This is a genomic window from Streptomyces sp. NPDC047917, assembly GCF_043204345.1.
In the GTDB taxonomy this organism is placed as follows: domain Bacteria; phylum Actinomycetota; class Actinomycetes; order Streptomycetales; family Streptomycetaceae; genus Streptomyces; species Streptomyces sanglieri.
On sequence record NZ_JBIDCA010000023.1, the window covers coordinates 55,663 to 80,100 of the forward strand.

The following is a 24,438-nucleotide window of genomic DNA, read 5'->3' on the forward strand; positions in this document are numbered from 1 at the left end:
GCCCACAGGAACCACCGGGGCGCGGCCCGCGTGTCCTTGATCATGAACGAACTGATCGAGAAATGGGACGAAGTCACGGCGGGCGCCGCCCCCGAGGAGGCGGACCCCGTCGTCCTGGAGTGCGCCCGCCTGCTCGCCGCCGAACCGGACGGCGAGCAGGCGGTCCTGCTGACCTTCGGGCTCGTGAGCATGGCGCCGTACGTCCTCGGGCGACGCGGCGCGGCCGTCGAGCGGGCCGTGGTGGACGCGCTCGGCGCCGCCGCCGAGGCCATGGACGAGCAGGGTCGCGGGTGCGGGCACGAGGCCCATCCGTACACCGACAGCCTGGAGGAGTGGGAGACGGACACGGACGGGCTGCTCCACGCGCCGGACACCGAGGTTCCGTTCGACGAGTGGGACGCGGCCGAGGCCTGCCCCCGCAATGCCGCCGGATGGGCGCGGACGGCCGCCGATGTGATCCTGCCGGGCAGCACGGACGGCATCCCCGAGATCGTCCCCGAAGACCATCAGAGATACATCCGCAGCCTGGGCAGTGTGCTCAACGACTATCCGAACGGTGATCCGTTCTGGGACCTGGACATCCACGCCGTACCGCCCGGCGACCTCTCCCGGGCCGCTCTCGCCGGCTATGTCGTCGTCGCCCATGCGAACTGCTGGTACGCGGGGTCGGGCCGGATCAGACAGCGGTCGCTGCTCGACGACATGATCAAGGGCCTGGAGTCCGTACTGCCGCTGCTGCCGGACGAGGCCTGCGCGCACGAGGACGGCGAGCACCCGGCACTGCGCTCCGGCAGCGCCGAGCAGGCCTCCGAGGGCATCCACCTGCAGAGCCCCGGCGGCCGGGCCGTGCTGCGCGAGGAACACGCGGACGGATACGGCGCCTCGCTGGAGGCATGGACGTGCACCACCTTCCTGCGCGCCCTCGCCGTCGAGGCCCGCGACCATCTGCGCGAAGCGGTCGACCGGCTCTTCGGCACCCGCGAGACGGCACATCTGGACCAGGTGTACCTGCGCCCCGACGGCCGGCTCGACATCGGACCGCTGAGCGAGCGGCACGTCCCGTTCAAGGACGAGACGGCCTCCGAGGAGGCGGCGCTCTGGGCGGCCCGGCGGTACGAGCGGCTCGGCCCGGACGGAGCCGCGCCCGACCGGACCGTCCTGCTGCTCCTGATGGGCGCGGCGGCCGATTCCCTGGAGCTGTCGTACGGAATCGCCCGCGAGATCCTCGGCATCCTCCGTACCGCTGCCACCACCCTGCCCGGCGGCGCTTGCGACCACGCGGACGGTCATGCGCCGCGCCATGAGCGCTCGTCCGACCACATGGCACGCATCGCCCATCTCTACGCCCCGGACGCAGGCCCCGCCCCTGGCCAGGACTCCGGCCAGGGCTTCAGCAGTGACGTGCTGACCTGCCCCGTCCATCTGGCGGAGGTCGTGACGAAGGGCATCACGGAGATCGAGGAGCAGTTCGAGGAAGAGCTGGAGGCGGAGGAGGAACGACTGGCCGGGTGAGGTGGCCGGAGGCCATCGCGGCACGGGGCACGGTCATTCCCCGGCCGTTGTGAGTAAGGCCACGAAAGAGACAAAGGATCACTTTCTGCTGCCAGAGTGACGGTTCTCAGGTCATGCGTTCTCTGCGGCTGATTCATGTGTTGTGCTGCCCAAGGACCACGAACCAGCAGGGAGCACGTCCGTTGGCTGCCATCGCCCGCTGGTGCATCAGGCACCGTCTCGTCGCCGTCCTCATCTGGCTGCTCACCCTCGGTGGCGCCGCCACCGCGGCCGGCTTCGCGGGCTCCGCGTACTCCAACGACTACGAGGTGCCCGGCACGGAGGCCGGCCGGGCCACCGAGCTCCTCCGGTCCGGCTTCACGGATCTCGGCGGCGACACCGACACCATCGTCTGGCACACCTCCGACTCCACCGTGCGGGCCGACGACGTCCGGCAGACGATGACCCGGACCCTGCACGCGGTCGAGGGACTGCCCGGGGTCGGCGCGGTCACCGGCCCGTACGGGGCCTCCGGCGCCGGGCAGATCAGCGCCGACGGACACACCGCCTACGCCACGATCACCTTCGACCAGCAGGTCGAGGAGATCCCGGCCCAACAGGCCAGGGCCGTCGTCGACACCGCGAAGGCGGCCGCCGCCGACCATCTCCAGGTGGAGCTGGGCGGCCCGGCGGTCGCGCTCACCGAGGCACCCTCCGCCCACCTCAGCGAGGCCATCGGGGTCGTCGTCGCGGCGGTGGTCCTCTTCCTCGCCTTCGGCTCGCTCGCCGCCAGCATGCTGCCCATCGCCACCGCGCTGGTCTCCGTCGGCACGGCGTACGCGGGCACCGTGCTGCTCGGCCATGTGATGACCGTCGCCGACTTCGCCCCCATGCTGGGCATGCTGATCGGGCTCGGCGTCGGCATCGACTACGCGCTGTTCATCGTCACCAGACACCGCAGAGGTCTGCGCAGAGGCCTGTCGGTCACCGAGGCCGCGCAGAACGCCGTCGCGACGACCGGCCGCGCCGTGGTCTTCGCCGGGGCCACCGTCTGCATCGCGCTCCTCGGCATGCTGATCCTGCGGCTCGGGTTCCTCAACGGCGTGGCCATCGCCGCCTCGCTCACCGTCGTCCTGACCGTGGCCGCCTCCATCACCCTGCTCCCCGCCCTGCTCTCCCTCATCGGGATGCGGGCGCTGAGCCGGCGCGAGCGCCGGCAGCTCGCCGAGCACGGTCCCCAGCCCGAACTGCCCACGGGCTTCGCCGCCCGCTGGTCCGCCTTCGTCGAACGTCACCCCAAGCTGCTCGGGGCGTGCGCCGCCGTGGTGATGCTGGTCCTCGCGCTGCCCACCTTCTCCCTGCACCTGGGCAGCTCCGACCAGGGCAGCAACCCCGCCTCGTCGACCACCCGGCAGGCGTACGACCTGCTGGCCGACGGATTCGGCCCCGGCGTCAACGGGCCCCTGACCATCGCCGCTCAGCTGGACGGCGCGGACGACCGGCTCGCGATGGACGGCCTGCCCGCCGCACTGCGGTCCACCGAGGGCGTGGCCTCGGTCGGCCCGGTCACGTACGGCAACAGCGGCGACACGGCCTTCGTCACCGTGGTCCCGAAGTCGTCACCGCAGTCCCAGAAGACCAGCGAGCTCGTCGACCGGCTGCGCACCGATGTGCTGCCGAAGGCCGAGGAGAACAACTCGCTCCGGGCCCACGTCGGCGGAGTGACCGCAGGCTACGACGACTTCGCCCAGGTCGTCATCGGCAAGCTCCCGCTCTTCGTCGGCGTGGTCATCGGGCTCGGCTGTCTGCTCCTGCTGCTGGCCTTCCGGTCGATCGGCATTCCGCTGAAGGCCGCGGTGATGAACGTGGCCGCCGTCGCCTCCTCGTTCGGGGTCGTCGTCGCGATCTTCCAGTGGGGCTGGGGGAGCGAGCTGCTGGGCCTGGGCAGTGCGGGGCCCATCGAACCGTTCCTGCCGGTGATCATGGTGTCGGTGCTCTTCGGACTGTCCATGGACTACCAGGTGTTCCTGGTGGGGCGGATGTACGAGGAGTGGCTGGAGACCGGTGACAACCGGCGGGCCGTCCGGGTGGGCCTCGCCGAGACCGGGCGGGTGATCAACTCCGCGGCCGTGATCATGATTGCGGTCTTCCTGGCGTTCGTCCTCAGCGGGGACCGGGTCATCGCGATGTTCGGCATCGCGCTCGCCGCGGCCGTCCTGCTGGACGCCTTCGTCCTGCGTACGCTGCTGGTCCCCGCGCTGATGCATCTGCTCGGCGGGGCGAACTGGTGGCTGCCGCGCCGGCTGGACCGGCTGCTGCCGCGGATCAGCATCGAGCCGCCCGAGCAGGGTCTGCCGCATGCGAAGATCCCGCAGGCGGCGCAGCCCGCGCAGTCGGTGGAAGCGGTCCGAGAAGGAGCATGATGTTCGCGATACCCCTGGGTGACGACGGAGCGGAACTGCGTCCGCTGGAGATCTGGCAGGCGCAGGAGTTCCTCGACCACATGGACCGGGCCCGGGCGCTCGTCGACCCGTGGATCCCCTTCGCCTCCTTCGCCACCGACCTCGACTCGGCGCGGGAACTGCTGCGGCGGTACGCGGAGAAGCAGGCGGCGGACACCGGGCGGATCTACGGCATCTGGCTGGACGGCACGCTCGTCGGCGGTGTCATGTTCCGGATCTTCGACGCGGAGTCGGGGAACTGTGAGCTCGGCTGCTGGCTGGAGCCGGCGGGCGAGGGGCGCGGGCTGATCACCCGCGCGGCCCGAAGACTGATCGACTGGGCGTTCCGGGAGCGCGGCATGCACCGGGTCGAGTGGGACGCCTCCGCCGCGAACACCGCCAGCATCGCCGTGGCCGAGCGGCTGGGCATGACGCGCGACGGGGTGCTGCGCGAGAACTACCTGTACCGCGGCGAGCGGCACGACTCGGAGATCTGGTCGGTACTGGCCCGGGAGTGGCCGGCGCAGGAGTCCTGAGCCGCCCCCTGTACCCGGGGAGTCCACCCTGCACTCCGGGAGTCCTGAGACCGGTATCAACCCTCCGGGAGTCCTGAGCCGGCCTCAACACCCCGGGAGTTCCGAGACCGGTCCGCTACACGCCGGGACCGAACCGGGCGGGTGCGTACTTGCTCTGGTGCTCGCGGTACGAGCGGGCGAGGTGGTGCTGGAGCCGGATGTGGCGGAACTGGTACACCGCGCCGGTCTGGCGCAGCACGCCCCGGCGGTACGCGTCGTCCAGGAAGGCCACCGTGTCCCAGGGCAGCTTGCCGGTCAGCGGCAGCCAGACCCGCGACAGGACCAGCCACCGCCCCCAGGCGGTGAACGAGAGCGCGTACGAGCAGGCGCCGCCGAGCCCGCCGACGCCGCCGATGGCCAGCCCGTCCGGCAGCCGCCAGACCAGCGTTCCCAGCAGCCCCTGGAGCAGGTCGGTGATCAGGAATCCGCCCAGCGTGATCGCGAGGGTGAGCATCGGCACCAGGACGAGGACCTGCCGGGCCACCGTCGCGCGGTTCGAGGCCAGCAGGCCGACCGGGGTGGCCGCCGATGTGACGTCCAGCGGCGCTTCGAACGCGGCCATGAGCCCGAAGACGAGCCCGGCACCCGCCCCGAAGATCAGCCCGAGGACCAGCATGTTGATCAGCGTGCCCTTGATCACCAGTTCGTTCGCGAGGGGAACCCCGTAGTACAGCCAGCGCTGGAGGGCGAGGGCGGACGCGCACCCGACGCCCATCACGAATCCGCCCGGCAGAACGGCACCGAACCGGGCGATGAACGTGCGCACCGGTCTGCGGCCGATCCCGGTGCCCGCACCGGGCAGCCGCAGCCGCAGCCGTACATGGGCCGGTTCGAAGGCCGCGGTGCCGAACCGGGCCAGGATCGCGTGGACACACCCGAACGCGAGGCCCGCGGCGGCCCCCAGCGAACCGCCCAGCAGAAGGGCCTCGCCGATGGGGAACGGCAGGTTGACCAGATTGACGAACCACTGGGCGAAGGCGACGCAGAGCGCCGAGGCCACCACCACCGACAGCAGGCGAGTGGACAGCCGCAGCGAATCGCCGATCCGCCACCAGGCGAGGTCCTGCTGGTCGCGGTCGAGCCGGGCCAGATGGTGGGCGAGATAGCCGAGCCAGTGTTCGGCGCGCTCCGGGTCCCGGTGCCGCTCCCGGCCGCCCACGACGCTCCGCTCGGCGACCCGGCGGCGGTAGACCGTCGGTACGAAGCCGGCCAGCAGGTGTTCCTCCAGGGAGTTCTCGTCGGGGAACCGCTCGGTGTCCAGCAGTTCGGCCGGATCCCCGCCGGGTGTCTCGCTGTACATCGTCCGCGCCAGGATGATCATGAGCGGGGTGCTCAGGACCCTGGCCAGGGGGGTGTCCGCGCCGCCCTCCCCGGCGGTCAGCCGCGCCAGGACGGGGCTCCACACCGCCTCGCTCCCGCTGCCGCCGCGAGGGACCGGGCGGGCCGTGCGGGGCAGGTAGTCGTCGAGGTCGTCGAGGGTGAGATCGGTGAGTTCCAGACCGGCGGCCCACACCAGCGGGGTGCGGGTCTCCTCGACCGCCTCGGCGAACTCGCCGCGCCGGCTGGTCAGGACGAGCGGCAGCGAGGTGGCGTTCAGTGTCTCCAGCGCGGTGCTCCGCAGCCCCTCCGCGATCTCGTCGAAGCCGTCCAGGACCGGCAGTACGAGATCGGCGTCGACCAGCGCGGCGGCCAGCGTCGACCCGCCGGGGGCCCTGCGGGTGAGGTGGGGATGGTCGCGGACCAGGAGGTCGATCAGCCAGTCCCGTAACGCGATGGCCGTGGGATCCCAGGACCCGAGGCTGAAGATCACCGGCACCCGGCCGTGCGGATCCCGGGCCTCCAACTGGTCCAGGACGAACCTGATCGTCAGGATCGACTTGCCGGATCCGGCCCGGCCCAGTACCACCAGCCGCCCGGACAGAATCCGCCGGTAGACCTCGGCCACACTGCCCAGATCGCCGCTCAGATCCATTTCCTGGGAAGCCGCACCGGGCGGCAGGCGCTGGATGTTCTCCGAATGGTCGGTCAGGGATGCCGGGGCGTCCCGCCAGCGCACGGGAAGCGGAAAGGGGTCATGGACCCGGCGGTGTTCCTCCTCGCGCTGCCAGCGACGCCGGATCTCCTTCGCCAATTCCGTCGCGGCAGCCGCGAGTTCACTGGAGATCGGGTGCGAAGGACGGGGTCCGTCCGTCGTCGGCCGGGAATTCTGCGCGGGAATCGGCGGGGGAGCGGGGGCGGGCCCGGAATTCGGATCAGCGGGCGCGGGGCCGGGAACGGTCTCGGGAACGGATTCGGGAACGGATTCGGGAACGGTCTCGGGAACGGATAAAGGAAGGGGCGGAGGAAGGGGCGAAGGAGCGGATACGGCGGGTTCCGTCGCCGATCCGGCCAGCGTGGCCGCCAGCCGCTGGCGGTCCTCGGGCCCGGCCTCCAGCGCGTCGGCCAGCAGGTTCACCGTGCCCAGCCGGTGATCGCTGGATCTGCCCGTCTCCAGTCTGCGGATCGTACGCACGCTCACCCCGGAACGTGCCTCCAGCTGCTCCTGCGTCAGCCCCGACCGCTTGCGCAGCCGACGCAACAACGTGCCGAGCTGATCCGCCACTTCGCCATCCCCTCCACCACCGAGCGCGGCCGGCGATGAGCCTATCGTGACGACCGGTCATATATGGCCGGTCGGCTGTCCTGTCCGTCGAGCAGCGCGAACGCCACGATCGAGTGGTGCCCGGCCGGAGCGCCGACACGGGGCGGCGCACCGCGCGGGGCATCGGAGAAGCGGCCGGTGCCGGGATCGGACGGATCCCGGTGCCGGACCGGAACCACCACTGGTGGGCCTTCTCCTGTCACGACGGACGAGGAGTTGACATGGCCTATCGATTCTGGTGCGGCGAGTGCGGTTTCAAGACGCCGTGGCTCGCTGAATCCCGGGGTGCGCAGCGTCAGTTGGAGCACTACCTCAAGCAGCATCCCGGAATTCCCGCCGGTGGCCATGTGGAGACCAATCGGAAAAACCCGGAAGGCGGCTTCGGATTTCTTCAAGTGGCGGGAATCGCAGTTCTGTTGCTGATCATCGTCGTCTCCTGCCGGCACTGAGACAGCGATCTGAATCCGACCGCACTTCCGGAACGACCAGCCAACCGAAAGGGACGGTAAAGAAAATGAGCGTGCTCGATGCATCCGGTACAGGCGCAGCGGTGGACGCGGGGAACCAGGACGCCGCAGGTGCGGCCCGGCAGCAGCCCGCACCGGCCCGCGGGCGCCGGCACCGGCGCAGGCTGCTGCCGGTGGCCGGCCTGACCTGCCTCCTGCTGACCGCCGCCGGCACGGCGAACGCGGCCGCCGGGGCCGACGGCCGGTCGGCCGCCCCGGCCACCGGCTCCTCGGCCGTCGCCCAGACCCCGGCCGAGATCCTGCAGGCCGGGGCCCAGCAGGGGGTCGCCGACGGGTACCCGGGGGTGATCGGCATGGTCCGGAAGGGCGACAGCGCCCAGTACGTGAACGCGGGGGTCGGCAACCGCGCGACCAAGGTGCCGGCGGACCCGAAGGCGACGTTCCGGATCGGCAGCAACACCAAGGCGTTCATCTCCACCGTGCTGCTCCAGCTGGAGGGCGAGAAGAAGCTCTCGCTGGACGACACCGTTGCCCGGTGGCTGCCGGGAGCGGTCGACGCCAACGGATACGACGGCTCGAAGATCACGATCCGTCAGCTGCTCAACCACACCTCGGGCCTGCCCGACTACCTCAGTGCCGTGCAGATCAACGGGCCGTACTTCCTCAACCTCAACCCGCGGGAGGTCTACCCGCCGCAGAACCTGGTCAACGTCGCCCTCGGCATGCGCGCGCCGACGAGCACGCCGGGCGAGAAGTTCGGCTACTCCAACACCAACTACGTGCTCGCAGGCATGGTGATCAAGGCCGTCACCGGTTCGGAACCGGCCGCGGAGGTGCAGCGGCGCATCATCGAACCGCTCGGTCTGCGCGACACCAGCTTCCCCACCGCCGACCCCGCGCTCTACGGCAACCACCTCCACGGCTACGTGCTCCGGGCGATCCTCATCGACGACGCCACGGTCTCCAACGTGCAGGTCAGCGGGAGTGCCGGTGCCATGGTGTCGACCATGGACGACCTGGCCACGTTCTCCCGGGCGCTGATGACCGGGAAGCTCCTGGAGCCCGCGCAGCTGGCCGAGCTCAAGACCACCGTCCCGGTGAACGCCGATGCCGGATACGGACTGGGCATCGAGCACGTGAAGCTGTCGTGCGGAAAGTGGGCCTGGGGGCACAACGGCGCGGTGCTCGGCTACTTCAGCGAGTGGCTGAGCAGCGAGGACGGCACCGAGCAGGCGCTGCACGCGAACAACGAGTTCCACATGCTCGCCGGAACTCCGGGACAGGCCCACACGGGCAAGGCCATGACGGACGCGTTCTGCGCGCTCTGAGAACCGCGACCGGAAGGGCGGGGCCGCGCCGGCCGGCCCCGCCCACCCGCGCGAGCCGGCCGCCCTCGGAGAGGACCCGATGAAAACACTGCTGACCGCCTTGCGGACACGTACGCGGACGGCCGTCGCCGCCGCCGCGCTGACCGTGACCGCGGCCCTCGCGACCCCGCTCGCGCACGCCGAGGGCGCCGCCCCTCCGGTGCTGTCCGACGGATTCGGCCTGACCCAGGTCGCCGGGGGCACCGAGGTCCACTCGGACAACGACTTCACCATCACCGTGACCACTCCTCAGGTGGCCGGGAAGCACAAGATCCGCGTCTTCCTGCCCAGCGGCTACCGCACCGACCCCGGCAAACGATGGCCGGTGGCGTACTTCCTGCACGGCGGACCCGGAAACCCGGACGACGCCGCGGCCGCCCCGGCGCTGCGCTCGGACTCGATGATCACCGTCGTACCGGACGGCGGCCGGAAGGGCTGGTACGCCGACTGGCTCATGCAGAACACCGCGGAGGGCGCGGCGAACTGGGAGACCTTCCACCTGAATCAGGTCGTCCCCTTCATCGACGCGAACCTGCGCACCATCGCCGACAAGGACCACCGGGCCGTCGTCGGCCTGTCGATGGGCGGGTTCGGCGCCCTGCACTACGGCGAGGCCCGGCCCGATCTCTTCGGGCATGTCGCCTCGCTGTCCGGCGGCATCGACTTCGGCATGGCGGAGGTCCGCGCGGCGGTCCTGGCCACGGAACTCAACATCACGGGCGCCTGGTGCGCCGTGAGCACCTCCACCCCCGCCGGGACGGGCGAGTGCACCGGCTACGGGCCCATGGTCGACAGCGACGCGATCTTCGGCTCCCCCTATCCGGTCCTGAACGCGGACCGGATCTGGAAGGCGGTCGATCCCGCCGCCCCCGCCAACCTGGCCAGGCTCACCGGGACCGAGGTGACGCTCTACACCGGTGACAACGACGTGATCGACCACTTCACCGCGATTGCCGCCAGGAACGTCAAGTCCCGTATGGACACGCTCGGCCTGCCCAGCCGCCTGGTCGACTACGGCAACGGGGCGGCGCTCGCCCCCACCTGCAACGGCGGCCACAACTACGGCTGCTGGGCGGCCGCCCTCGCCGACTACGTACCCCGGCTCCAGGACTCCTTCGGGGTGAAGAGCTGACGCGGCGGACAGCGGCCCGGCAATGGCCCCCGGCCCCGGCGGGCGGACGCCCGCCGGGGCCGGGGGCCGCCCAGGACGCCGTCGCGTGGGGCATTCGTTAAGAGGGTTCTCATACGGGCCGCCTAGCGTGCGCAACATGAACCCCAGGACCCCCACTGACCCCACCGCTCCCGCCGACCCCGAAGCATCCGAAGCCTCCGCAGCAGTCGATACGTCTGATGCGTCCGATGCGGCTGATGTGTCCGGTGCGTCCGGTGCCGAGGAGATCGTGGCCAAGAAGGCCGCAGCCTCGGACACCTCGTACGACCTGACCAAGGCCACCGGGGACGCGGTCGCAGAGGGCGAGGACGAGGACGGCGCGGAGGACGAGGACCTGGACCTGGACGGTCTCGACGACGACTCGGCCAAGGAGAACTCCGGTCTGGGGGCGGCCGTCGCTGCCGTGGTCGCGGCCGGTCTCGGCGTCGTCGCGCTCACCGGGTCCTGGACCGGCAAGGTGGCCGCCGAGCGCGAGACCCTGATCGGCCAGATCAAGACCTCGGGCGGCGGGACCGCGGCCCAGCAGATCTCCGAGATCTACGGGGACGCCTGGCACTCCACCGCCCTGGTCAACGGCATCTTCGCCCTGCTGGCCCTGCTGGTCGGCATCTTCGCCCTGGTCCGCCCGGCCTTCGGCGTACCGTCCGCGCAACCGCAGCCCGGCTGGGTCCGCGCCGTCGCGACCGCCGGCATCGCGCTCGGCGTCCTCGGCCTGCTGATCTCCGTCGGCATGTACTTCGACCTCATCGTCGCCCTGCCGACCGCGACCGCCACCCAGTAGGCACGACGGCCCGAGGACCGTCGTGTAGGGCATCCGACGAGCGGCCCTAGGGCACCCCGCCCCACGAGGATGCGGATCTTGCCCGATGCGGTGACACCCCCTGGGGGACGACAGTCGGGGCACGGCAGAGAAACCCTGCCGCCCCCGGCCCGAACGGGCCGTCGTCCTCAGGGAGAAGCACATGCACGTGTACCGGCTCCACGAACTGCACGCCGCCGAACTGCGCCGCCGGGCCGAGCAGGACCGGCTCGTCCGGGAGGCCCTTCGCGCCCGCCGGGAGGCCAGGCGGGCCGCCCGCCGGGCCGTCCGGCGCTCCGGGCACAAGGAGGCCGAGGGGCCGGTGAGTACCGGCCGGAAGCGCTTCGTCCCCGCCGCGTGAAGGCCGTGCGACGATGCCCGATGCCCGATGCCCGATGCCCGATGAACCGGTGACCGGCGAGCAGGTGACCGGCGAGCTGATGCCCGTCGGGTCAGCGCCCGTCGGGTCAGCGCCCGTCGGATCACCGCCCGTCGGATCAGCGCCCGGCGCGGCGGTGGCCGGCCGCCCGGTTCCGGGAACTGCGCGCCCGGTCCCGTATGCGATGCTCGGCGGCGTGGAGACCAGGTCCGTCAGTCCCGTGTTCGTCGGCCGCGAGGGCGAGTTCGCCTCGCTCGTCGACGCGCTCGGCCGCGCCTGTGCGCAGGGCGACGGCGGCGCCCCCGGCGCACCGCAGGCGCTGCTCATCGGCGGCGAGGCGGGGGTCGGCAAGACCCGGCTGGTCGAGGAGTTCCTCGCGGCGGCGGTACGCCGCGACGCGGTCGTCGCGGTCGGCGGCTGCGTCGAGATCGGCGCCGACGGCCTGCCCTACGCCCCGTTCTCCACCGCGCTGAGGGCCCTTCGCCGCACTTTGCCCGCCGAGGTCGCCGCCGCCTGCGCCGGGCAGGAGGGCGAGCTGGCCCGGCTGCTCCCCGAGCTCGGCGAGGCCGGCCGGGACGCCGCCGACGAGCACAGCACCGCCCGGCTCTTCGAGCTCACCGCCAGACTCCTGGAACGCGTCTCCGCCGGGCGCCCCGTCGTCCTCGTCCTCGAAGACCTGCACTGGGCCGACACCTCCACCCGTCACCTCCTCTCCTACCTCTTCCGCACCGTGCGCAACGGCCGCCTCGTCGTGATCGGCACCTACCGCTCCGACGACATCCACCGCCGCCACCCGCTGCGCCCCCTGCTCGCCGAACTGGACCGGCTGCGCACCGTCCACCGGATCGAGCTCGCCCGCTTCAACCGCGCCGAGGTCCGCCGCCAGCTCACCGGCATCCTCGCCGCCACCCCCGAGACCAAGCTCGCCGACGAGATCTTCGAACGCTCCGACGGCAACGCCTTCTTCGTCGAGGAGCTCGCCCGCAGCCTGGAGAGCGGCGACCGTTCCCGGCTCTCCGGCTCGCTGCGCGACCTCCTCCTCGTACGCGTCGAAGCGCTTCCCGACGACACGCAGAGGATCGCCCGGATCGTCGCCGAGGGCGGTTCCACCGTCGAGTACGAACTGCTGGCCGCGGTCGCCAGGCTGACCGAGGACGAACTCATCGAGGCACTGCGGGCGGCGGTCGGCACCAACCTGCTGCTCGCCACTCCGGAGGGCAACGGCTACCGATTCCGGCACTCCCTGGTCCGCGAGGCCGTCAGCGACGACCTGCTGCCCGGCGAGCGCTCCCGGATCAACCGGCGCTACGCCGAGGCGCTGGAGGCCGACCCCGCCCTCGTCCGCGCCGGGGAGCGCGCCACCCGCCTCGCCAGCTACTGGTACGGCGCACACGACGCCGCCAAGGCCCTGCCCGCCGTGCTCAAGGCCTCCGTCGAGGCCCGCCGCCGCTATGCGTTCGCCGAACAACTCCGTCTGCTGGAACGGGCGATGGAGCTGTGGGACGACGCCCCCGACGACGTGCGCCGCACCCTGCGGCCGATCGACTACGCCGAGAGCTATCCGGCCTGCGGCTGCGACCCCGCCACCACCCCGCTGCGGTATCTGGACCTGATGGCCGAGGCCACCGTCGCCGCCCGGTCCGGCGGGGAACGCGAACGCGCCCTGGCCGTCGCCAAGAAGGCCATGCGCGTCCTGGAGGGCGAACGCGACCCACTGCGCGCCGCCTGGTTCTGGGTCCAGCGCTCCCGGCTGATGCAGGACCTCACCCGGGGCGACGGATGGCAGGAACTGGCCAACGCCCAGGAACTGGTCCGCGGACTGCCCCCGTCCGTCGTCCACGCCGACGTCCTGGCGAGCCTTGCGGGATGGGGCGCCCTGCACCGCCCCGGCGCCGAGACGCTGCTCGCCGTCGACCGGGCCGTGGAGTACGCCCGGCTCGTCGACGACGAGTACACCGAGCTGCACGCCCGGCTCACCCGCGGCGGGCTCACCGCCGAGGCGGGCGGCATCGACGAGGGCATCGCCGAGATGTACGCCGTCCGCGACCGCGCCGACGAACTCCACCTGGTCGGCATCATGAGCCGGGCCGGCATCAACCTCCCGTCCACCCTCGAATCCATGGGCCGCTCCCTGGAGGCCGTGAGCGCCGCGGACCACGGCATCGCGATCAGCCTCAGCCACGGCATCGGCGACATGGAGGCGTGGGTCCGCTGCAACCGGGCGGCCTCACTGTTCTCCCTGGGACACTGGGACGAGAGCCGGGCCACCACCGACGCCGCGGCCCGCGCCGCCCGGTCCACCAAGGCGCAGGGTCTGGTGGCTTCGTGCCGCACCGAACTCGCCCTGGCCCGGGGCGATCTGGCCGAGGCCGAGATGCAACTCGCCCTGACCCGAAGCTGTTTCGGCTCCCGTGATCCACAGCCGCAGCACCTCATCACCCCCGCGCGCCACGCCCTGGCCATCGCCGCGCAACAGGGCCGACTCGCGGACGCGCGAGCCGAGTTCGAGGCCCGGTCGGAGCAGGGATTCCCGCCCGGAACCCAGCGGTACGCCCTGCCGCTGCTCCATGTCGCCGCCGAGGCCGAGGCCGATGCCAGGGGCCTGCCCACCGCAGACCCCGGCCGGCCGGCGGTCCTGGCCGCCATCCGCGCCCACCTGAAGCGGCTCCCGATGCTGGTCCCGGTCTGGGCCGCCCACGGCCTCCTCGTCGATGCCGAGCTGGCCAGGGCGGAGGGCATCGACACCCCCGCCCACTGGTCCCGGGCGGCCGCCGCCTTCGCGCCGCTGCACCGCCCGTACGAGCTGGCCCGGATCCGGCACCGCTGGGCCGAGGCCCTCCTCGTCGCCTCGGGCGACCGGACGGCCGCCGGCACGCTGCTGCGCGAGGCCCACCGCACCGCCGTGCGGCTCGGTGCCCGCCCGCTGACGACGGCCGTCGAGCTGCTGGCCGGCCGCGCCCGCGTCTCCCTGGCCGCCGCGGACCGCGGTGCCACCCCCGAACTCCCGCCCGCCGTCACCGTCCCGGACGAGGCCGGCGCCGGCACGGCGGACCCGGAGCGCGCCGAGGACCGGCTGCGCGAGGCGGCCGCCGCCGCGGTGGAGTCCTTCGGACTGACCCGGCGCGAACAGGACGTGCACCGGCTGGTCGCCGAGGGCCTCACCAACCGCAGGATCGCCGAGCAGCTCTACATCTCGCCCAAGACGGCGAGCGTGCACGTCTCCAGCATCCTCGCCAAGCTCGGCGTCTCCAGCCGCGGCGAGGCGGCCGCCCTCGCCCACCGGCTCCGCCTGTATCCCGCCCCCGGCGACGCCTAAAGTGGACCGGGTCACCCGCTCAGGACCGCGCGCCGCCCACGTCCCCGTCCGCTCCCGGGTCCGCTCCCGGGTCCTGAGCAGCCTCCGGATCCGCCTGATCCACTTGGTCCGCCCGATTTACTTGGTCCGCCGATTCCGCCGGGTCCGCCGATTCCGCCGGGTCCGCCTGATCGGCAACGGCATTCGCACCCGGGCTGCCGTCCGCGCCGGAGGCCCGGACGACCACCTTCCCGGAGGACAGGTCTATCGGCCCGCGTCCCGGGTCACCGACACCGAGATCCACCCGGGTCAGCTCCAGCCGCTTCTGTTCGTCGGAGGCGTGCTTGCGGCCGGGTGCGAAGAGTTCCTCGAAGAAGTTGAACACCGGCCGCACGCCCTTTCACCTGCTGTAGCCGCTACCGCACCGCCAGCACCAGGATCCTGTCGTCTCCCGGCTTCGGGGTGCCACGGGTGTCCGTATTGCTCGTGACGAGCCAGAGCCTGTCGCCGCCCGCGGCGAGCACGGTGCGCAGACGGCCGTACTTTCCTTCCAGGAACGGCTGAGGGGCCGCCAGAGGTTCCTCGGCGTCATTGCCGGACAGCGGGATCCGCCAGAGCCGCTCACCGCGCAGGCCCGCCATCCAGATCGAACCCTTGGCGAAGGCGATGCCGCTCGGGGAAGCCTCGGACGTCTTCCACTGTGCCACGGGATCGATGAAACCCTTCTTGCCCGCCTTGCCCTCGGCCTCCGGCCAGCCGTAGTTCCCACCCGGCACGATCCGGTTCAGCTCGTCCCGGGTGTCCTGGCCGAATTCGGACGCCCACAGCTGCTTCTGCCCGTCCCAGGCCAGCCCCTGCACATTGCGGTGCCCGTACGAATACACCACGGAGTCGGCCTCCGGGTTGCCGTGCAGCGGCTGCCCGTCCGGGGTCATCCGCAGGATCTTGCCGGCCAGCGACTTCCTGTCCTGCGCGAGACCGTCGTCGCCCGTCTCCCCGGTGCCCGCGTACAGCATGTGGTCCGGGCCGAAGGCGATCCGTCCGCCGTTGTGGATCGACCCCTTGGGGATGCCGCGCAGGATCGTGTCGGGCGCGCCCAGCAGCCGGCCGGGCGTCGTGCCGTTCTCGTCGTACTGCATACGGGCGATGCGATTGTCGGACTCGGTGGTGAAATACGCGTACACCATGTGGTCCGCGCCGTACGTGGGGGAGACCGCGATCCCCAGCAGTCCGCCCTCACCGGCGGGCGACACCCCGGGCACCGCGCCCAGCAGCGTCTTCCTGCCGGTCTTCGCGTCGATCCGGGTGATCGTGCCCTTGTCGCGGGAGGAGACCAGCAGATCGCCGCCGGGCAGTTGTGCCAGCCCCCAGGGCGACTCCAGGCCCTCGGTGAGCGTCGACACCACCTTCACCGAGCCCTTGGCGGGCGGCAGGGCGGGCGACGCGGACGGGGCGGCGGACCGGCCCGGAGCGGTGGGGGAGGCGCTCGCCGCCGACGGCGTCCGCCCGGCCCCCGCCGTGCTCCCGGAGCCGTCGCCCGGGGAACACCCCGCGGCCAGCACCAGCGAGCCGGCCGCCAGCGCGGCCACCGTCCCGCGGCGCAGACCCCGGCCCGGGCCCCGCGGCCCGGCGGGGCCTCGTACAGATCCGAACAGAACACCGCGCACAGCACCGATCCCTTCGACGGCCACCTGACTACTGTTCTTACACCGCGGCCCCGCTCCGGAGTTCCCGATACCCGCCGATTCTGCCGCCCGGAGCGCGGGGACGAGGGCGGATCTCAGTCCCACGACCCCTGCGCACCGGGCAGCGCGGCGATCTCCGCCAGGTCCCGCGCGGTCAGCTCCAGCCCGGCCGCCCCCGCGTTCTCCACCGCCCACCGCTCCCGCTTGGTCCCCGGCACCGGCACCACGTGCGGCCCCTGCCGCAGCACCCAGGCCAGCGCCACCTGCGCGGCACTCGCCCCGTGCCGCTCGGCGATCCGCCGCAGCCCGACCACCACCGGCTGGTTCGCCGCCATCATCTCCGCGGTGAACCGGGGGTGCCGGGCCCGCAGATCGTCCGGTTCAAAGCCCTGCCCCGGCGTCAGAGTGCCGGTCAGATAGCCGTTCCCCAGCGGCATCGCCGCCAGCAGCCCCACACCCCGCGCCGAACACCACGGAAGCAACGACTCCAGCGCCTGCGGCGACCAGACCGAGAGCTCCGCCTGCACCGCGCTCACCGGGAAGACCTGCTGCACCCGGTCCAGCTGACGGATCGTTTCGTCGTACATCCGCGATCCCGGCCGCCGTGAGGCCCGCGCACCGATCGCGCAGAGCCCGAGCGCCCGCACCTTTCCGGCGGTCACCAGCTCCGCCATCGCGCCCCAGGTCTCCTCGACCGGCACCTCGGGGTCGGCCCGGTGCAGTTGGTACAGATCGATCACATCGGTCTGGAGCCGGCGCAGCGAGGCGTCGCAGGCCCGCCGCACGTAGCCGGGGCGGCCGTTGGCCACGATGTGCTGATCGCCCACCAGCAGTCCGCACTTGGTGGAGACGAACGCCTGCGACCTGCGGCCCTTCAGCGCCCGCCCCACCAGCAGCTCATTGGTGAACGGGCCGTACATGTCGGCCGTGTCGAGCAGTTGGACACCCGCGTCGAGCGCGGCGTGCACCGTACGCAACGCACGGTCACCGCGCTGCTGCGAGGCGCTGTAGGCCCAGCTCATCGGCATGCAGCCGAGACCGATCGCCCCCACGGCGAGCGCCGCCGCACCGAGACTCCTGCGCTCCAACTCCCCGACCCTCCCCAGGCCCGCCGCCGAACCGGGCCCATGCCCCGCCGTCGCGGGACCGCACCGCACCCCAAAGTAACCTCTGCCGCCCGCCCGTCCTCGCACGGCCTCCGGCGATTAGCCTCCTGACCATGACTTCGACGAACACTCCCGACGTGACGAAGACGCCCCAGGTGTGGCTGCCGTTCCCGGCCGACGAGGTGCCGGGGCTCCCCGGGGGGCTCGACTACCGGCTCTGGGACGGTGGACCGGACTACCCCGCCGACCCGGCCGACTGCGCCTTCTACGTCGTGCCGTACATGAAGGGCGCCGCGGTCGCGGTCCGCCCGCTGGCCGGCATGACGTCCGTCCGGGTCGTGCAGACGCTCTCCGCGGGCATCGACCACGTCGAGCCCGCGCTCGGCCTGCTGCCGGACGGGGCGCTCGTCTGCAATGCCAAGGGGGTGCACGAGGCGTCCACCGCGGAGCTCACCCTGACTCTGATCCTCGCCTCCCTGCGCGGTGTTCCCGGCTTCGTCCACGGCCAGGACAAGGAGGAGTGGCGGTCCGGCTTCTACCCCGCGCTCGCCGACAAGTCCGTGCTGATCGTGGGGTACGGATCGATCGGATCCGCCATCGAGGACCGGCTCGCGCCCTTCGAGTGCGCGCGGGTGGTGCGCGTCGCGCGCTCCGCGCGGACAGCCGCACGTGGCCCCGTACACCCGCTCGGCGATCTGCCCACGCTGCTGCCCGAGGCCGATGTCGTGGTGCTGTCCACCCCGCTGAACCCGTCCACGCAGGGGCTGGTCGACGCGAAGTTCCTGGCCGCGATGGCGGACGGGGCGCTGCTCGTGAACGTCGCCCGGGGCGGCGTCGTCGACACCGGGGCGCTGCTGGCCGAACTCCGGTCCGGTCGGCTGCGGGCCGCCCTCGACGTCACCGACCCGGAACCGCTGCCCGCCGGCCACCCCCTCTGGCACGCTCCGAACGTCCTGATCACTCCGCATGTGGGCGGCAGCACGTCGGCCTTCCTGCCGCGCGCCAAGCGACTGCTGGCCGGGCAGCTGAGCCGGTTCGCCGCGGGGGAGCCGGTGGAGAACGTGGTACGCGCCATCGGCTGACCACGCTGCGGAGGCCCCCGGTCGCACACCGTTCCGACAACTCCGCAGGTCGTCACGGAGAGTAGAGGAACTATGTCCCTGCGTGACGAGTCTGGTGTATCGTCCCGAAAGGGGCGCTGCGCCGTGGAAGGGACGGCGCCGGGGAGGACGCGACACGCGAGGGGGCGACGGGCGATGTACGGCCGATGGGTGCACGATCCGACACCGCGGGGCAGTCGACGGGGACCGGCGGGACGCCGGGTGCGCGCGCACCCGACGACACCGGGGGCGCCCCGGTGAGCGCGCCGGCCGACGCCCTCGGGGCCCTCCTCTCCCGGAGGCCGGCCGTGGGCGGCGCGTCCGCGCTGGTCTGGCAGATCCTTCTCGGCGTCGTCTGGGCCGGATACGCCGTGGGAGCGGCCCTGGGCTGGGGTTCTCCGCAACTGGCCCTCTTCATGGGGGATTTCGGGCTCAGCGCGGCGGCACTGATCGCCGCCGTCTCCTGCTTCCGCTACGCACGGGCCGGCTCCGGCGGGCTCCGGCCCGCCTGGCTGTTGTTCGCGCTCTCCTCGTTCATGGCCTCCGCCGGCAACGCCGTCTGGGGCTGGTACGAGGTGGTGCTCGGGCTCCCGGTGCCCACGCCCTCGCTCGCCGACGTCTTCTTCCTCTGCTTCGCGCCGCCCGCCATTGTCGGGCTGCTGGTCCTCGCCAAGCGCCCGGTCACCAGGGCCGGCTGGCTCTGTCTCGCGCTCGACTCCTGGCTGATCGGCGGCTCGCTGCTCACGCTCTCCTGGAGCCTCGCCCTCGCCCACACCGCGCATCTGGTGGACGCCGAGGGCGTGAGCGTGGCCCGCGTGGCGCTGGCGCTGGCCTATCCGCTGCTCGACATCGTGCTGGTCTCCATGGTGCTGGCGCTGCACTTCCGGCGTTCCAGCGTCAACCGCTCCGCGGTGAACACCGCCGTCGCCGCGCTGGCCCTGACGGTGCTGTCCGACGCCCTGTTCACCTCACCGCTGCTGCGCCAGACCTACCACTCCGGTCAGATGCTGGACGCGGGCTGGTTCGCCGGCTCGCTGCTCCTCGCGTACGCCCCCTGGGGCGCCAACAGGGCCGCGGACAACGCTTTCCCGCCCCTGGGCACGCAGCCCACCAGCCGCCCCATCGCCGGATCGCTGGCCGCGCTGACGCCCTATCTCGCCGCCGCCGTCTGCACCCTCGGCATCCTGTACAACGCCGTCGAGGGCCGCCGGGTGGACCGCGTGGTGATCCTCACCGGCTGCACGGTGGTGCTCGCCCTGGTCGTACGGCAGGGCATCATGCTCGTCGACAACATCGCCCTCACCCAGGAACTGGCGCAGAAGGAGAACCACTTCCGCTCCCTGGTGCAGGGCTCCAGCGACGTCATCATGATCGCCGCACCCAACGGCGTGCTGCGCTACGTCAGCCCCGCCGCCGCCGGGGTGTACGGGCGCGAGGCCGACGAGCTGGTCGGCGCCGAGCTGTCCTCGATCATCCACCCCGACGACCTGGGGCGGGTGGTCCACGAAGTGCGCCGGTTCCTCGCCGCCCCGCCGGGCGAGGAGCCCACCACCCGGATCGAGTGCCGCTTCAGATCCGGCACGGGGGACTGGCTCAACGTCGAATCCACGGTCAACCGCCACCAGGGCGGGCTGATCCTCAACAGCCGTGACGTGACCGAACGGGTCCGGCTCCAGGCCCAGTTGCAGCACAACGCCGAGCACGACCCGCTCACCGACCTGCCCAACCGCGCCCTGTTCACCAAACGGGTCCGCCAGGCCCTCGGCGGCCGCCGCTCCGGCGACTCCGGCACCGCCGTGCTCTTCATCGACCTCGACGGCTTCAAGGCGGTCAACGACCGACTCGGCCACCAGGCGGGCGACGAGCTCCTCGTCCAGGCCGCCCGCCGCCTCCACGAATCCGTCCGGGCCGGTGACACCGCCGCGCGCCTGGGCGGCGACGAATTCGCGGCGATCATCCTCGGTGACGGCACCCGCGACCAGCCCGCCCGGGAATGCCAGGTCCACGAGATCGCCGACCGGCTGCGCCTCACCCTCTCCCAGCCGTACCGCATCGGCACCGGCACCGGCGAGGTCCGGGTCGCCGCCTCCATCGGGGTGGCCTTCGCCGAACCCGGCATCACCCCCAGCGACCTCATGCGCAACGCGGACCTCGCCATGTACCGCGCCAAGGCGGGCGGCAAGGACCGCGTCGAGCTGTACGCCCCGCAGATGCAGGCCGATGTGGTGCGCCGCTCCGAGCTGGCCGCCCGGCTGCGCACCGCCCTGCGCGACGGCGAGTTCGCCCTGCTCCACCAGCCGGTCGTGCACCTCGCCAGCGGCAGGGTCGCCGCCGTCGCCGCCCAGGCCCGCTGGCGCTCCGCCCAGGGCATCCTGTTCACCCCGGCCGAGTTCCTGCGCGTCGCCGAGGACAGCGACCGCACCGCCGAGCTGGGCCGCTGGCTCCTCGAAGAGGCCGTCGAGCAGGCCGCCGACCGGGCCAGGGCCGGGCACCCGGTCTCCGTCGCCGTGCGCCTTTCCGCCCGCCGGCTCCTCGACAAGGGCATGCCGTTCGGCTCCGTGGAGGCGCTGCTGACCCGGCACGGCCTGCCCTCCGGTGCCCTGATGATCGAGGTCGCCGACAGCGACCCCCGGATCTCCTTCGACGAACTGGAGCAGCGTCTCGTGGCCCTGCGTCGCATCGGTGTCCGTATCGCGCTCGACGGCTTCGGCAGCGGCTACGCCGCGATCAACGCCCTGCGCCGCCTCCCCATCGACGTACTGAAACTGGACCGCGGTCTCGTCGAGGGCGTGGTGGAGTCCGCCCGGCTGCACAAGATCACCAGCGGCCTGCTGCGTATCGCCTGCGACCTCGGCATGCAGTCCGTGGCCGACGGGGTCGACGTGCCGGAGCAGGTCCTCGCGCTGCGCGCCATGGGCTGTACGCACGGCCAGGGAATGGCCTTCTCCGGGCCGGTCGACGAGTACCGGCTGCGCCGCGCCCTGGCCCGCGGCGAGTTCCCGGTGCCCGGCAGCGCCATGGCACAGCCCGTCCTGACGGGCGGCCAGATTCCGCTCCTCAGCGGCTCACATGCTGAGACGCCCATCCCACCCACTTGACACGTCGAGTGCGTCGGAGAGAGGGTCATTGCCATGCGCACCCGAATTCTCGTACTTGGAAAGCGCGTCGGCTGAAGCAGAGTCCCACGATGGCACTCTGCAGACCGCACCGACGCGCTCCCCTCGCTTGCCTCACGGCACGAGGGGTTTTTTGTTGCACCGGCACCACGCAAACTGTCGCAAAACACCCGCAGAAACCCTCAGCTTCGAGAAGAGAATGCCGATGACCGAGCAGGCCACCGGGGCCCACCATCCCCAGCCGCGGGCCCGTAACGGCGGATCGTCCCCCGCCACCGTTGAGCACGTCACGGGCGCGCAGTCCCTCATCCGCTCCCTTGAGGAGGTGGGGGCCGACACGGTATTCGGCATTCCCGGCGGCGCCATCCTTCCGGCGTACGACCCGATGATGGACTCCACCCGGGTCCGCCACGTCCTGGTCCGCCACGAGCAGGGCGCGGGGCACGCGGCCACCGGCTACGCGCAGGCCACCGGCAAGGTCGGCGTCTGCATGGCGACCTCGGGCCCCGGTGCCACCAACCTGGTCACCCCGATCGCCGACGCGTACCTGGACTCGGTGCCGATCGTCGCGATCACCGGGCAGGTGGCCTCCGCCGCCATCGGCACCGACGCCTTCCAGGAAGCCGACATCTGCGGCATCACCATGCCGGTCACCAAGCACAACTTCCTGGTCACCAAGGCCGAGGACATCCCGCACACGATCGCCGAGGCCTTCCACATCGCCTCCACCGGCCGTCCGGGCCCCGTCCTCGTCGACATCGCCAAGGACGCCCTCCAGGCGCAGACCACGTTCAGCTGGCCGCCGACCCAGGACCTGCCCGGCTACCGTCCGGTCACCAAGCCGCACGCGAAGCAGATCCGCGAAGCCGCCAAACTGATCACCCAGGCCAAGCGGCCGGTGCTGTACGTCGGCGGCGGTGTCATCAAGGCGGGGGCCACCGCCGAACTGAAGGTCCTCGCAGAGCTCACCGGAGCGCCCGTCACCACCACACTGATGGCGCTCGGCGCATTCCCCGACAGCCACCCGCTGCACGTCGGAATGCCGGGCATGCACGGTGCGGTCACCGCCGTCACCGCGCTGCAGAAGGCCGACCTGATCGTCGCCCTCGGAGCCCGTTTCGACGACCGCGTCACCGGCAAGCTGGACAGCTTCGCCCCGTACGCCAAGGTCGTCCACGCCGACATCGACCCCGCGGAGATCGGCAAGAACCGGCTCGCCGACGTGCCGATCGTCGGGGACGCCCGCGAGGTCCTGGCCGACCTGGTCCAGGCGGTTCAGGCAGAGCACACCGACGGCCATGTGGGTGACTACGAGGCGTGGTGGAAGGACCTCAACCGCTGGCGCGACACCTACCCGCTCGGTTACGACCTGCCCGAGGACGGCAGCCTCTCGCCGCAGCAGGTCATCCAGCGCATCGGCGAGCTCGCCCCCGAGGGCACGATCTTCGCGGCGGGCGTCGGCCAGCACCAGATGTGGGCCTCGCACTTCATCAAGTACGAGCAGCCCGCCACCTGGCTGAACTCCGGCGGCGCCGGAACGATGGGGTACGCGGTCCCGGCCGCGATGGGCGCCAAGGCCGGCATGCCGGACCGCCCCGTCTGGGCGGTCGACGGCGACGGCTGCTTCCAGATGACCAACCAGGAACTCACCACCTGCGCGCTCAACAACATCCCGATCAAGGTCGCGATCATCAACAACGGCGCCCTCGGGATGGTCCGCCAGTGGCAGACCCTGTTCTACAACCAGCGGTACTCCAACACGGTGCTGCACTCCGGCGCGGACACCGAGGGCGTCCCGGCGAAGGGCACCCGCGTCCCGGACTTCGTCAAGCTGTCCGAGGCCATGGGCTGCCACGCGATCCGTTGCGAGGACCCCGCCGACCTGGACAAGGTCATCGAGGAGGCCAACTCCATCAACGACCGCCCCGTCGTGGTGGACTTCATCGTCCACGAGGACGCCATGGTGTGGCCGATGGTCGCCGCCGGCACCTCCAACGACGAGGTCATGGCCGCCCGCGGGGTCCGTCCCGACTTCGGCGACAACGAAGACGACTGAGAGACAGAGAGAGACCGACTCCATGTCCACCAAGCACACGCTCTCCGTCCTGGTCGAGAACAAGCCCGGTGTCCTCGCCCGGATCACCGCCCTGTTCTCCCGCCGCGGGTTCAACATCGACTCGCTCGCGGTCGGCACCACCGAACACCCCGACATCTCCCGCATCACCATCGTCGTGGGTGTCGAGGACCTGCCCCTGGAGCAGGTCACCAAGCAGCTCAACAAGCTGGTCAACGTCCTGAAGATCGTCGAACTCGAGCCCTCCGCTGCGATCCAGCGCGAGCTCGTCCTGGTGAAGGTCCGCGCCGACAACGAGACCCGCTCCCAGATCGTCGAGATCGTCCAGCTGTTCCGCGCCAAGACCGTGGACGTCTCCCCGGAGGCCGTCACGATCGAGGCGACCGGCGGCGCCGACAAGCTGGAGGCCATGCTCAAGATGCTGGAGCAGTACGGCATCAAGGAGCTGGTCCAGTCCGGCACCATCGCCATAGGGCGCGGCGCGCGCTCGATCACCGACCGTTCGCTGCGCGCCCTCGACCGTACGGCGTAGCCGTCACCCCTCTCGCCGCTCGTATGGCGAGACCCGAAAACGTATCTGACGCACCCCGCCGTACGGTGGGACGCAACACCTGCACACCAAGGAGAAACCCAGTGGCCGAGCTGTTCTACGACGACGATGCCGACCTGTCCATCATCCAGGGCCGCAAGGTCGCGGTGATCGGTTACGGCAGCCAGGGCCACGCCCACGC

The 24,438-nt window shown here is 71.7% G+C and carries 17 protein-coding genes; 13 read left to right on the plus strand and 4 right to left on the minus strand.

The features are described 5' to 3' along the window. The first annotated feature begins 30 nt into the window (after positions 1–30). The 3 genes from ACGF8B_RS39880 to ACGF8B_RS39890 all read left to right on the plus strand — a co-directional run bounded on the left by ACGF8B_RS39880 (position 31) and on the right by ACGF8B_RS39890 (position 4,468). Positions 31–1,512, plus strand: coding sequence for a hypothetical protein (locus tag ACGF8B_RS39880; protein ID WP_392747573.1), 1,482 nt, complete (start codon positions 31–33; stop codon positions 1,510–1,512). A 182-nt stretch (positions 1,513–1,694) separates the two neighbouring features. After that, positions 1,695–3,914, plus strand: a complete 2,220-nt coding sequence (locus tag ACGF8B_RS39885) for an MMPL family transporter (protein WP_392747574.1) — start codon at positions 1,695–1,697, stop codon at positions 3,912–3,914. After that, a complete protein-coding gene (locus ACGF8B_RS39890) occupies positions 3,914–4,468 on the plus strand; it encodes a GNAT family N-acetyltransferase (RefSeq protein WP_392747576.1) in 555 nt (184 codons plus the stop codon). Before ACGF8B_RS39885 ends, ACGF8B_RS39890 begins: the two co-directional genes overlap by 1 nt. Before the next feature lie 115 nt (positions 4,469–4,583). Here the strand turns inward: ACGF8B_RS39890 and ACGF8B_RS39895 are convergent, their stop codons facing one another. After that, positions 4,584–7,109: a helix-turn-helix domain-containing protein gene (locus ACGF8B_RS39895; RefSeq protein WP_392747578.1), complete on the minus strand. Its 2,526-nt coding sequence runs from the start codon at positions 7,107–7,109 to the stop codon at positions 4,584–4,586. A gap of 260 nt (positions 7,110–7,369) precedes the next feature. On the opposite strand from ACGF8B_RS39895, the gene ACGF8B_RS39900 reads away from it, so the two are divergent. From ACGF8B_RS39900 to ACGF8B_RS39925, 6 genes are all read left to right on the plus strand, one after another. Then, positions 7,370–7,597, plus strand: a complete 228-nt coding sequence (locus ACGF8B_RS39900) for a hypothetical protein (RefSeq protein ID WP_392747580.1) — start codon at positions 7,370–7,372, stop codon at positions 7,595–7,597. 65 nt (positions 7,598–7,662) lie between these two features. After that, a complete protein-coding gene (locus tag ACGF8B_RS39905) occupies positions 7,663–8,943 on the plus strand; it encodes a serine hydrolase domain-containing protein (RefSeq protein WP_392747582.1) in 1,281 nt (426 codons plus the stop codon). 79 nt (positions 8,944–9,022) lie between these two features. Then, positions 9,023–10,114: an alpha/beta hydrolase gene (locus ACGF8B_RS39910; protein ID WP_392747584.1), complete on the plus strand. Its 1,092-nt coding sequence runs from the start codon at positions 9,023–9,025 to the stop codon at positions 10,112–10,114. A 136-nt stretch (positions 10,115–10,250) separates the two neighbouring features. Further along, the gene (locus ACGF8B_RS39915; RefSeq protein WP_392747586.1) at positions 10,251–10,934 is read left to right on the plus strand and encodes a hypothetical protein; all 684 of its coding nucleotides are present in this window, start codon (positions 10,251–10,253) and stop codon (positions 10,932–10,934) included. A 181-nt stretch (positions 10,935–11,115) separates the two neighbouring features. Next, on the plus strand, positions 11,116–11,313 hold the full coding sequence (locus ACGF8B_RS39920; protein WP_392747588.1) for a hypothetical protein: 198 nt from the start codon (positions 11,116–11,118) through the stop codon (positions 11,311–11,313). A 202-nt stretch (positions 11,314–11,515) separates the two neighbouring features. After that, positions 11,516–14,647, plus strand: coding sequence for an AAA family ATPase (locus ACGF8B_RS39925; RefSeq protein ID WP_392747589.1), 3,132 nt, complete (start codon positions 11,516–11,518; stop codon positions 14,645–14,647). A gap of 19 nt (positions 14,648–14,666) precedes the next feature. On the opposite strand, the gene ACGF8B_RS39930 is transcribed toward ACGF8B_RS39925, so the two are convergent. The 3 genes from ACGF8B_RS39930 to ACGF8B_RS39940 form a co-directional block, all read right to left on the minus strand. After that, positions 14,667–15,011: a DUF6191 domain-containing protein gene (locus ACGF8B_RS39930; RefSeq protein WP_392747598.1), complete on the minus strand. Its 345-nt coding sequence runs from the start codon at positions 15,009–15,011 to the stop codon at positions 14,667–14,669. Positions 15,012–15,042: 31 nt separating this feature from the next. Then, complete coding sequence (locus ACGF8B_RS39935; protein ID WP_392747600.1) at positions 15,043–16,215, minus strand: PQQ-dependent sugar dehydrogenase; 1,173 nt, start codon at positions 16,213–16,215, stop codon at positions 15,043–15,045. 191 nt (positions 16,216–16,406) lie between these two features. Then, a complete protein-coding gene (locus ACGF8B_RS39940; protein WP_392747591.1) occupies positions 16,407–17,399 on the minus strand; it encodes an aldo/keto reductase in 993 nt (330 codons plus the stop codon). 131 nt (positions 17,400–17,530) lie between these two features. On the opposite strand from ACGF8B_RS39940, the gene ACGF8B_RS39945 reads away from it, so the two are divergent. The 4 genes from ACGF8B_RS39945 to ilvN all read left to right on the plus strand — a co-directional run bounded on the left by ACGF8B_RS39945 (position 17,531) and on the right by ilvN (position 24,239). Continuing rightward, the gene (locus ACGF8B_RS39945) at positions 17,531–18,499 is read left to right on the plus strand and encodes a 2-hydroxyacid dehydrogenase (protein WP_392747593.1); all 969 of its coding nucleotides are present in this window, start codon (positions 17,531–17,533) and stop codon (positions 18,497–18,499) included. 275 nt (positions 18,500–18,774) lie between these two features. Further along, positions 18,775–21,615, plus strand: coding sequence for a putative bifunctional diguanylate cyclase/phosphodiesterase (locus tag ACGF8B_RS39950; protein ID WP_392747602.1), 2,841 nt, complete (start codon positions 18,775–18,777; stop codon positions 21,613–21,615). A gap of 217 nt (positions 21,616–21,832) precedes the next feature. Then, positions 21,833–23,689: an acetolactate synthase large subunit gene (locus ACGF8B_RS39955; RefSeq protein ID WP_392747594.1), complete on the plus strand. Its 1,857-nt coding sequence runs from the start codon at positions 21,833–21,835 to the stop codon at positions 23,687–23,689. A gap of 22 nt (positions 23,690–23,711) precedes the next feature. Further along, the gene (gene ilvN / locus ACGF8B_RS39960; protein WP_342286606.1) at positions 23,712–24,239 is read left to right on the plus strand and encodes an acetolactate synthase small subunit; all 528 of its coding nucleotides are present in this window, start codon (positions 23,712–23,714) and stop codon (positions 24,237–24,239) included. Positions 24,240–24,438 lie beyond the last annotated feature (199 nt).

Bases quoted from the DNA above. Each gene is read 5' to 3' on its own strand.
- ACGF8B_RS39925 (WP_392747589.1), top strand. From the start codon at position 11,516: ATGCTCGGCGGCGTGGAGACCAGGTCCGTCAGTCCCGTGTTCGTCGGC.
- ACGF8B_RS39900 (WP_392747580.1), top strand. From the start codon at position 7,370: ATGGCCTATCGATTCTGGTGCGGCGAGTGCGGTTTCAAGACGCCGTGG.
- ACGF8B_RS39905 (WP_392747582.1), top strand. From the start codon at position 7,663: ATGAGCGTGCTCGATGCATCCGGTACAGGCGCAGCGGTGGACGCGGGG.
- ACGF8B_RS39915 (WP_392747586.1), top strand. From the start codon at position 10,251: ATGAACCCCAGGACCCCCACTGACCCCACCGCTCCCGCCGACCCCGAA.
- ilvN (WP_342286606.1), top strand. From the start codon at position 23,712: ATGTCCACCAAGCACACGCTCTCCGTCCTGGTCGAGAACAAGCCCGGT.
- ACGF8B_RS39920 (WP_392747588.1), top strand. From the start codon at position 11,116: ATGCACGTGTACCGGCTCCACGAACTGCACGCCGCCGAACTGCGCCGC.
- ACGF8B_RS39910 (WP_392747584.1), top strand. From the start codon at position 9,023: ATGAAAACACTGCTGACCGCCTTGCGGACACGTACGCGGACGGCCGTC.
- ACGF8B_RS39955 (WP_392747594.1), top strand. From the start codon at position 21,833: ATGCCGATGACCGAGCAGGCCACCGGGGCCCACCATCCCCAGCCGCGG.
- ACGF8B_RS39945 (WP_392747593.1), top strand. From the start codon at position 17,531: ATGACTTCGACGAACACTCCCGACGTGACGAAGACGCCCCAGGTGTGG.
- ACGF8B_RS39890 (WP_392747576.1), top strand. From the start codon at position 3,914: ATGTTCGCGATACCCCTGGGTGACGACGGAGCGGAACTGCGTCCGCTG.